This window comes from uncultured Clostridium sp. (genome assembly GCF_947039605.1).
Classification (GTDB): domain Bacteria; phylum Bacillota; class Clostridia; order Clostridiales; family Clostridiaceae; genus Sarcina.
Genome location: NZ_CAMQZG010000039.1, coordinates 17,562 through 27,682, shown reverse-complemented (window position 1 = coordinate 27,682; position 10,121 = coordinate 17,562). Strand labels below are relative to the sequence as shown.

At 28.2% G+C, this 10,121-nt stretch carries 8 protein-coding genes; 7 read left to right on the top strand and 1 reads right to left on the bottom strand.

The genetic code is table 11. The features are described 5' to 3' along the window. Window positions 1-459 precede the first annotated feature (459 nt). The 6 genes from Q0V24_RS13210 (at window position 460) to carB (ending at window position 8,931) form a co-directional block, all read left to right on the top strand. Entirely contained in the window at window positions 460-1,785 is a 1,326-nt protein-coding gene (locus Q0V24_RS13210) for a GHKL domain-containing protein (protein ID WP_297522256.1), read from the top strand. Window positions 1,786-1,820: 35 nt separating this feature from the next. Then, window positions 1,821-3,140, top strand: a complete 1,320-nt coding sequence (locus tag Q0V24_RS13205) for a sensor histidine kinase (protein ID WP_297522254.1) — start codon at window positions 1,821-1,823, stop codon at window positions 3,138-3,140. An 85-nt stretch (window positions 3,141-3,225) separates the two neighbouring features. Beyond that, window positions 3,226-3,555, top strand: a complete 330-nt coding sequence (locus Q0V24_RS13200; RefSeq protein ID WP_297522252.1) for a hypothetical protein — start codon at window positions 3,226-3,228, stop codon at window positions 3,553-3,555. Window positions 3,556-3,724: 169 nt separating this feature from the next. Then, window positions 3,725-4,165, top strand: coding sequence for a C-GCAxxG-C-C family protein (locus Q0V24_RS13195; RefSeq protein ID WP_297522250.1), 441 nt, complete (start codon window positions 3,725-3,727; stop codon window positions 4,163-4,165). Between the two features lie 503 nt (window positions 4,166-4,668). Continuing rightward, window positions 4,669-5,694, top strand: a complete 1,026-nt coding sequence (locus tag Q0V24_RS13190; RefSeq protein WP_297522249.1) for a carbamoyl phosphate synthase small subunit — start codon at window positions 4,669-4,671, stop codon at window positions 5,692-5,694. Between the two features lie 24 nt (window positions 5,695-5,718). Beyond that, the gene (carB, locus tag Q0V24_RS13185; RefSeq protein WP_297522247.1) at window positions 5,719-8,931 is read left to right on the top strand and encodes a carbamoyl-phosphate synthase large subunit; all 3,213 of its coding nucleotides are present in this window, start codon (window positions 5,719-5,721) and stop codon (window positions 8,929-8,931) included. Window positions 8,932-8,995: 64 nt separating this feature from the next. On the opposite strand, the gene Q0V24_RS13180 is transcribed toward carB, so the two are convergent. Beyond that, a complete protein-coding gene (locus tag Q0V24_RS13180; protein WP_297522245.1) occupies window positions 8,996-9,310 on the bottom strand; it encodes a bacteriocin immunity protein in 315 nt (104 codons plus the stop codon). Window positions 9,311-9,637: 327 nt separating this feature from the next. Between Q0V24_RS13180 and Q0V24_RS13175 the strand changes: the two genes are divergently transcribed. Continuing rightward, window positions 9,638-10,012 carry a hypothetical protein gene (locus tag Q0V24_RS13175; protein WP_297522244.1) on the top strand — a complete coding sequence of 125 codons (375 nt, stop codon included), beginning with the start codon at window positions 9,638-9,640 and terminating at the stop codon, window positions 10,010-10,012. Window positions 10,013-10,121 lie beyond the last annotated feature (109 nt).

The following is a 10,121-nucleotide window of genomic DNA, read 5'->3' as shown; positions in this document are numbered from 1 at the left end:
GGGATATGGATTGATAGTCAATATCCTTGAAAGGGGATATGGATTGGATAGTCAATATCCTTGAAAGGGGATATGGATTGATAGTCAATATCCTTAGAAGATAAATTGATAATATTATTAATTTAACCTTATTTTAGAATTAAATATTAAATATGTATATAAAATAAAATAAATATAATAAGATTTATAAATTAGCTTTAAAAGTTCTATTTTTTATTAGATAAGTATTATTTTCAATCACTTCATCTAAAGATACAGGTGTATAATGATTAACTGCTACACCAACATTATATCCATTTATTTTAAATATATGTTACTACTTTAATAGTTAAAATTCAAATAAGACACTATGTAGATAATTATAATTAAAGGCTTATTCAATACAAAAAAATAATATTAATATATAATGAGAATAATAAATAAACATTATAAACAAAAGAAAAGTTTAGAGGGGATAAAATGAATTTAGATTATATGTGGGAATATGTATATTATATAATTGTGAATTTAGGGTTATTAAGATTTTTAACATTAAAATTTGAAAAAAAATATACTTGGATATGGGGAATAATAATTGTGGAGTGCATAGGTTTTACAATTATAAATCCACAATCGTTAATTGGAGGAACAATATTTTCTTTTGGGACTTATTTGCTTAGTGTTTTTCTATTTTATAAAGAGCCTATAAAACAAAGGATGTTTATTGGAGTATTTATTTTATGTTGCAATATGCTAACACCTGTTTTAAGTTTTTTTATGACATTTGGTATTTATAGTTTAGCTTTGCATACTGTTGTTGGAGAATTTTTAAATATAAGAATAATTATAGAGTACATATCACCAATAACATTTTTAATTAATATTATTTTGGTTCAAATTTTTATATATAAAATTTCAAGGTATGAAATAATAAAAGGATTAGCAAAAGATAAAAAAACAAGAATCTATATGTCTATAATAATTTTACTTGGTTTTATGACTGAATCTATACCATATATATTAAAAGGACATAATATAGTTTTAAAATCACAAATTGGGATCTATAGCAGCATAATAGCTATATTATTACTCGCAATTATAATAATAATGGGTTTCTTGATTGCTATAAATTATCAAAAACAAGAGGTTATAAATGAAAAAATAGAACTTGATACAAAGTTAAATATATTAGAAAATCATATAGAAAGTAACGATAAGATGATAGAGAAAAAAAATATAGTGTTGCATGATGTGAAAAATCATATGAGTGTTATTAAAAGTATGTTAGCACTAGGGGATGAAGAGGAAATTTTAAGTTATATGAATGATTTAGATGAAGGGATTTCTGAAATTTATAAAAATAAAATTTCAGGGAATTCAGTTATAGATAGTATACTATTAGAAAAAGGAATTATTTGCAAAGAGAATAATATAAGATTAGATATAGAGTGTCTAATTCCAAGTGTTATTAAAATAAAGCAATTTGATTTAGTTACTATAGTAGCTAGCTTATTAGATAATGCTATTAAAGAAAATTTAGAGAACAAAGAAGAGTGTGAGAAGTATATTCATATAAGTATAAATTTTATAGAGGATATACTTATGATAAAAATAGAAAATTTAAGTAAAGATAAAAATTTAATAGTTGATGAAGAATTTATTTTTAGTGAAAATAAATATAAGAGTTATGGAATACAAAAAATTAGAGATATTATAAAAAAATATAATGGAGCAATAAAATTTAGAAATGAAAATTATAAGTTAACTATAACAGCATATTTATCTTGTATAAAAAAGAATGTATAGCTAGTAGAAATAAAAGTTAGAGAAGAGGAAATATAATGGATTTAAATTATATATGGGATTATTTATATTATATAGTTTTAAATTTAGCTTTATTAAGATTTTTAACATTTAGATTAAAAAGAAAATATCTTTGGATCTGGGGAATTATAATTTTAGAGTGTATAGGATATACATTGATAAATATGCAAATTAGGACTTTGGGAATTATATTTACATTTGGAAGTTATATTATAGGAACATTAGTTTTTTATAAAGAGCCAATACGACAAAAGATGTTTATAGGTATATTTGTTTTAAGTTGTAATATGTTAACGCCAGTGATTGGCTTTTTTACAAGTTTTGGAGTTTATAATTTAGTAATTCACACTAGAATTGGAGCATTTATAAGTCCGCATTTAGTAGTGAAATATATTTCACCAACTCTATTTTTTGTAGAAGTTTGCTTAATACAATTTTTTATTTATAAAATTTCAAAATATGAAATAATAAAAGGTTTATCAAAAGATAAAAAAATAAGAATTTATATGTTAATAATAATCTTAATAGGTATAGGCATTGAAGTTATACCATATTTTTTGCAAGGGTATAACTTGGTATCAAGACCAGATATAGGAGCTTTTTGGAGTATTATAGTTTTATTACTTCTTATAATTATCATTATTATGGGTGTATTAATAATTATAAATTATCAAAAGAAAGAAGTTATAAATAAAAAAAATGAGCTTAATACAAAACTAAATGTATTAGAGAATCATATAGAAAATAGTACTGAGATAATAGAGAAAAAAAATATAGTTTTACATGATGTTAAAAGTCATATGAGTGTGATTAAAAGCTTAGTAGCACTAGGTGATGAAGAAGAAATTTTAAATTATATTAATGATTTAAATGATGGGATTTTACAGATTTATGAAAATAAGGTTTCAGGTAATTTAGTTGTTGATAGTATTTTGATTGAAAAACGAAAAATGTGTTTAGAAAAAGATATAAAGTTTAATATAGAGTGTACAGTACCTAAAGTTATTAAAATAAAATATTTTGATTTATCTACAATACTCTGTAATTTAATAGATAATGCAATTGAAGAAAATTTAAGATGTGCTGAAAATACAGAAAAATATATTGATATAAGTTTAAAGGTTGTAGAAGGTGCATTTTTAATAAAAATAGATAATTTAAGTAGAGAAAAAGAAGCTTTAGATAGTAAGGTGTTTAAGTCTAGTAAGCAAGGCAATCATGGATATGGTATAAAAAATATTAAGACTATTGTGGGAAAATATGATGGTGTAATAAAGTTCAGTAATGAAAATTATAAATTTACAGCTATGGCATATCTATCTTGTTTAAGTGAATAAAAAACCAATATGAAAAATTTTAGTATCCTTTTATCATTACTTTGTATAAGTTAGTTAATAAAAGACTTTTGAGGTGAAAGATAAAATGGATGATAGAGATACGATAGTTATAATGGAAGATGAATATAACATAGAAGATACTGAAGAAGTAGTTGAGGCGGCAGGGGTAGTTATTGATGGACCTTTAAAATTAGTTATGGATAAAATTTTAAAAAGTAATGATGAGTTTGAGGGGTATTCTGATTTAATAAAGGAAGCTTTGTATGTAGGACTTATAGAAATTATAAATAAAGAAATAAATCCTAAGTATAGGCAGCCAAAAAACATTAACAATATACCAGAAGGTTTTGATGAAACTGAGTATGAAGAAATACCATTTGAAGAATTTGAAGCATTAACAAAGAAATATAAGTAGCTAAAAAGATAGATGGCATATTTGAGTGCTACCTATCTTTTAAATTTTTTTAAAATCAAAGTTATAAATATAGGATATAGTTTGGAAATTTATTATGTTTATGAGATTATATATGATATAACTTGAAATTGAGAAGGTAAATTTGTTTTATAAGGGAGAATTTTAAAAGATGAAAAACGTTGATTTAAAGAAAGTTAGAGAAACAGCAGAAGATTATTATAGAAGAGGAGACTTTTATTGTTCAGAGGCAGTTGTAAAGACTATAAAAGATACTTTTGAGTTAGACTTCTCTGATGAGGTTATAAAATTAGCATCAGGTTTCCCTGTTGGTATTGGTGGTTCTGGTTGTACTTGTGGAGCAGTTAGTGGGGGAGTTATGGCTCTTGGTATGGTTTTTGGTAGAGCAAATCCACAAGATCCAAAAGTTATGAAAACTATGAAACTTTCAGCAGAACTTCATGAGAGGTTTAGAGAAAAAAGAAAGTTTGTTTGTTGTAAAATTCTTACTAAGGGAATGGACTTTGGAAAGAAGGAACATTTAGAGCAATGTATTACAATAACTGGAGAAGTTTCAGAAATTGTGGCAGATATAATTGCTAGAGAGCTATAAAAATTAAAGAATATTAATAATATAGTGAAAAATCATAAGAATATAGTAAAAAATATTGACAAAAGCACGCATATATATAATAATAGGAGTTGCTTCAATAGGACAAAGAAGTAGGTTTATAGGTTGAAATTAGTTCAAGCCCTGAATATTTATATTCAGGGCTTGAACCTTTTTTTTACAAAAAGTTATTGACTATTTATTCCTTTTAGAGTAAAGTTTAAAATAAGAATTTAGAAAATACACTTTAAATTGGTCCTGTGAGGCCAGAAAGAGGTATAACAATGAACACAATAATTATAAATAAAACTACATTTCAAAAAAAGAATAGCTTTGGATTTTATATTCCAATCATATATAGAAGGTAATAGGGTATTATAGCGAAAATTTTCGTTTTTTATAATATCTCTATTACCTTTTCGTTTAATTAAAAGTATTAAACAAGTAGGAATAGAAGACCTTTTAAAGTGTGTTTTTCTAGTATATTTATTAGGAGGTCTATTTAAATGAAAGCAAAGCTTATATTACAAGATGGAACAATTTTTGAGGGGAAAGCCTTCGGGTACTTACAAGAAACTGTTGGAGAAGTAGTATTCTCAACAGGAATGGCGGGGTATCAAGAAATTATTACAGACCCATCATACAAAGGACAAATCGTAACAATGACATACCCTTTAATAGGTAACTATGGAGTTAACCTTGAGGATATGGAGTCAGATAATGTACAAATTAAAGGATTAATAGTAAAAGAAAAATGTGAATTCCCAAACAATTTTAGATGTGAGTTAGAACTTGATAACTATTTAAAGCAAAACAAAGTCTTAGGACTTGAAGGAATAGATACAAGAGCTTTAACAAAAATATTAAGAAACAAAGGTTCAATGACAGGAATCATAGCAGTTGAAGATTTTAGATTATCAGATATAGAAGATAAAATAAAAAGCTACAATAACTCAAGTGCAGTTAGTGAAGTTTCAACAAAGGAAAGCTATGTTGTTAGAGGAGCAGGTAAGAAAGTTGCAGTTATAGATCTTGGAATCAAGAAAAGTGTTCTTGCAAACATAATCAAAAGAGAGGCTGATATTACAGTATTCCCTTATGATGTGACAGCAGAGACAGTTTTAGCAGCAAATCCAGAAATGGTGTTCTTATCTAATGGACCAGGAAATCCAGCAGATGTTAAAGAAGTATCAGAAATGATAAAAGGACTTTTTGGAAAAGTAAAAATTACAGGGGTAGGACTTGGAAGTCAACTTATAGCATTAGCTTTAGGAGCAAAAACGGACAAGCTTGCATTTGGTCATAGAGGATCAAATCATCCAGTAAAAGATATTTCAAATGGAAAAGTTTATATTACTACACAAACACAAGGATTTACAGTTTCTAATCTTACAAAAGAGATGGAGATTACTTATAGAAACATAAATGATAGTACAGCAGCAGGATATAAGAGTGAAAGTTTAAATATTGAAGCAGTACAGTTTATGCCAGATAGAGATAGCGAATTTATATATGATGGATTTATGAAGTAATTTCAAATTGGGGAGGAAAATATTATGCCATTAAATAAAGATATTAAAAAAGTACTAGTTATAGGTTCAGGTCCAATAGTAATAGGTCAAGGTGCAGAGTTTGATTATTCAGGAACTCAAGCATGTAGAGCAATTAAAGAAGAGGGAATTGAAGTTGTATTAATCAACTCAAACCCAGCTACAATAATGACTGATAAAGGTGTTGCTGATAAGATTTATTTAGAGCCAATAACACTTGAATATGTAGAAAGAATAATTAGAGAAGAAAGACCAGATTCAGTAATAGCTGGAATGGGTGGACAAACAGGTCTTAACCTTTCAGTTGAATTATATGAAAAAGGTATTTTAGATAAATATGGGGTTAAAGTAATTGGTACTTCAATTGAGTCAATTAAAGAAGGGGAAGATAGAGAGCTCTTCAGAAATATGATGCTTAGAATTAATGAGCCGGTTATAATGAGTGAGATTGTTCATGAATTAGAAGAAGGTTTAGAAGTTGCTAAGAGAATTGGATACCCAGTTATAGTAAGACCAGCTTATACACTAGGAGGAACTGGTGGTGGAATAGCTATTAATGAAGAAGAACTTAAAGTAACACTTGCTTTAGGACTTCAACTTAGCTCAATCGGACAAGTTCTTTTAGAGAAGAGTGTTAAGGGTTGGAAAGAAATTGAGTACGAAGTAATCAGAGATACAAAAGGAAATAAAATTTCAGTTTGTAATATGGAGAACATTGACCCAGTTGGAATTCACACAGGTGATTCAATAGTTGTTGCGCCATGTCAAACATTATCAAACAAAGAAGCTGGAATGCTTAGAACAGCATCTCTTAATATAATAGAAGCTGTTGGAATAGAGGGTGGATGTAACGTACAATTTGCATTAAATCCTAACTCATTCGAATATGCAGTTATAGAGATTAACCCAAGAGTTTCAAGATCATCAGCTCTTGCTTCAAAAGCTACAGGGTACCCAATAGCAAAGGTTGCTTCAAAAATTGCTTTAGGATATACACTTGATGAAATCTTAAATGCAGTTACTAAGAAAACTTATGCTTGTTGTGAGCCTACAATAGATTACGTAGTTTTAAAAGTACCAAAATGGCCTTTTGATAAGTTTGATAGTGCAGATAGAGTACTTGGCACAAAGATGATGGCTACAGGGGAAGTTATGGCTATAGGAACAAACTTTGAGTCAGCTTTCTTAAAAGGAATAAGATCACTTGAAATCGGTAAATTCTCACTTCACCATAAGAAGTACACCAATCTTTCAATGGAAGAACTTAGAGAAAAAGTTGTAACAGCAGATGATGAGAGAATATTTGTACTTGCAGAAATGCTTAGAAGAGATTATAGAATTGACATGGTTTCAAGAATTACAGGAATAGATATATTCTTCTTAGAGAAGTTTAAGAATATTGTAAGAGAAGAAGAAAAACTTGCTGCATCTAAGATAGAAGATTTAAATAAAGAGTGGTTAGTAACTCTTAAGAAAAATGGATTTGCTGATAAGGCAATTGCTACTATGATAGGTGTTCCAGTTGATGAGATATATAGATTAAGAAATATATGGAACATCAAGCCAGTTTATAAAATGGTTGATACATGTGCAGGAGAGTTTGATGCAGTATCACCTTACTACTACTCAACATACGACGAGTATGATGAAGTTGTAGTTTCAGATAAGAAAAAAGTTATTGTTATAGGTTCAGGTCCTATTAAAATAGGTCAAGGGGTTGAGTTTGACTATGCTTCAGTACATTGTGTTAAGTCATTAAAATCTCAAGGAATTGAAACAATAATAATTAACAATAACCCAGAAACAGTAAGTACAGATTTTGATACAGCTGATAAGTTATACTTTGAGCCAATTGTAGAAGAAGATGTATTAAATATTATAGATAAAGAAAATCCAGAGGGTGTTATACTTCAGTTTGGAGGACAAACATCAATCAAACTTGCTAAGTTCTTAAAAGCTAAAAATATTAAAACTCTTGGAACAACATCAGACCAAATAGATCTTGCAGAAGATAGAGAGCAATTTGATAATTTATTAGAAGAGCTTGATATAGCAAGACCAAAAGGTAAAGGTGTTTGGAATGTTGAAGATGGAGTTAAAGAGGCAAGTAGACTTGGATATCCAATGCTTGTAAGACCTTCATTCGTACTTGGTGGACAAGGAATGGAAATAACTCATGATGAAGCAGAGCTTAGACATTATCTTGCACATGCATTTGAAAGAGATAATAAAAACCCAATCCTTGTTGATAAATATCTTGGTGGTAGAGAGATTGAAGTAGATGCTATCTCAGATGGTACAGATGTTTTAATCCCAGGAATCATGGAACACTTAGAGAGAGCAGGAGTTCACTCAGGAGATAGTGTTACTATGTACCCAAGTCAAAATATCACAGAGGAAATTAAGGCTGATGTTTTAGATTACACAACAAAACTTGCTTTAAGAATCGGAATTAAAGGTATGATAAACATTCAGTTCATTGAATTTGAAGGTAAACTTTATGTAATAGAAGTTAACCCAAGAGCTTCAAGAACAGTTCCTTATATCTCAAAAGTTAGTGGAGTTCCAATAGTTGACCTTGCTACAAGAGTAATGCTTGGAGCTAAACTTAAAGATTTAGGTTATGGAACAGGAGTTTATAAAGAGCCAAACTTAGTATCAGTTAAAGTTCCAGTATTCTCAACACAAAAACTTCCAAACGTTGAAATTTGTCTTGGACCAGAGATGAAATCAACAGGAGAAGTTCTAGGCGTTGGTAAAACAGTTGAAGAAGCTTTATATAAAGGTTTTGTAGCGGCTGGAATGTACACAGGTAAAGGTGCTAAGAGAATTCTTGCTACAGTTAATAATCATGATAAAGCTGAGTTTGTAGAAATCGCTAAAGGTTTTGCTAAATTAGGATATAAAATTATATCAACAGAAGGGACAGCAGCAGCTCTTAACGAAGTTGGAATAGAAGCAGAAGTTGTTAGAAGAATTGATGAAGAAAACCCTAATATCTTAGATATGGTTGTAAATGGAGAAGTAGATTTAGTAGTTAATACACCTACAAAAGGTAATGACTCTAAGAGAGATGGATTCCATATCAGAAGAGTAGCTATAGAGAGAAATATCGGTGTTATAACTTCACTTGATACATTAAGAGCTTTGGTAAAAGTTCAGTTAGATGGAATGGATAAAATAGAACTTGGAATCTATGATGTAAATTCATGGAATTAAGATAAATAGTAAAAAGAGTAATCTCGAGTTATGAGATTGCTCTTTTTTATTTGAAATATGTTAATTAGAATTGTGATTTATCTCTATAATTTGAACCATATGTTCCGGTTAATCCAGCATATTTCCCAATTGCACTTAGCTTTCTTAGTAAATTTTCCTCGTCTGGTGAAAAATGAATTTTTTCTGCATAGCCAGTAAAATAAATATAATTTACGAGTCTATTTATCAATGGGACAATTTTATGTTTGCTTAATGAATCGAATGAATCAATTCTTTTATAAACCTTTAGCAGTACTTCTTCAATATCAGCGAGATTTGGATTTTTTTCTGCGGCAAGAGAGTTGTATAATGAGTGAACTATATCATTTGGATTATCCATAGTATAAGTCTCCTTCCTAATTTTGGATTATATTAACCTAATTATATTGGACTACTTTTCCTTAGTCAAATCCTATAATTTATATATTTAGCACTAAGTATACTATCAAATTTGATAATATATATTTCTAATTTGATATTTGATATTAAATTCTTTGTTTAATCTTATGTATACATAAAAATTTATTTCCTCCAGTATATTTTCCATTTCAAATTTTTTGTTATAATAAGAAAAATTCTATTTTAGGAGAGACAAATAATGCTAATACAAAACGTAAATATGCCTAGATTGAGAAGGGAAATGAAATTTAGGACACTAGAGGAATATTTGAATTTTATAGATAAATCAAGTAGTTGGAAAGAAGAAGGGTTTGAGTGGTTTTGTAAATTTTCACAGATATTATTTTATATAAGGGAGAGTGAGGGTGGATTATATATAGAAGGACCTCATATTATAGAGTTATGCAATCAATTAGTTAGGGCTAAATCTGATAAGGGTGAAAAGATTAGATTTAGAACATCTGAGGCTGATTGGAAGTTTCATTTAGGAATAAATTCAGAGTTAGATATTGAAAGTTTAAAGATGAAGTTAGGTGAATGGAATAAGTTAATACAAGCTAAAATAGATTCTCAAAATTTAGATAAAATGGTGTTAAAAGAACAGCACTCAAGAGATAAACATAATAAGTTAGTTAAGATATGAAAATAACAGTATAGGAGTGATTTATGAATTTGAAACGAAAAAAATATTTATATATATTTTTTGTAATTATAGAATTAGTAATGTCTTATAATATTACTACTATCTTAGA

Excerpts from the sequence above, each read along its gene's own strand:
- Q0V24_RS13190 (WP_297522249.1), top strand. The coding sequence starts at position 4,669 with ATGAAAGCAAAGCTTATATTACAAGATGGAACAATTTTTGAGGGGAAA.
- carB (WP_297522247.1), top strand. The coding sequence starts at position 5,719 with ATGCCATTAAATAAAGATATTAAAAAAGTACTAGTTATAGGTTCAGGT.
- Q0V24_RS13200 (WP_297522252.1), top strand. The coding sequence starts at position 3,226 with ATGGATGATAGAGATACGATAGTTATAATGGAAGATGAATATAACATA.
- Q0V24_RS13210 (WP_297522256.1), top strand. The coding sequence starts at position 460 with ATGAATTTAGATTATATGTGGGAATATGTATATTATATAATTGTGAAT.
- Q0V24_RS13205 (WP_297522254.1), top strand. The coding sequence starts at position 1,821 with ATGGATTTAAATTATATATGGGATTATTTATATTATATAGTTTTAAAT.
- Q0V24_RS13195 (WP_297522250.1), top strand. The coding sequence starts at position 3,725 with ATGAAAAACGTTGATTTAAAGAAAGTTAGAGAAACAGCAGAAGATTAT.
- Q0V24_RS13180 (WP_297522245.1), bottom strand. The coding sequence starts at position 9,310 with ATGGATAATCCAAATGATATAGTTCACTCATTATACAACTCTCTTGCC.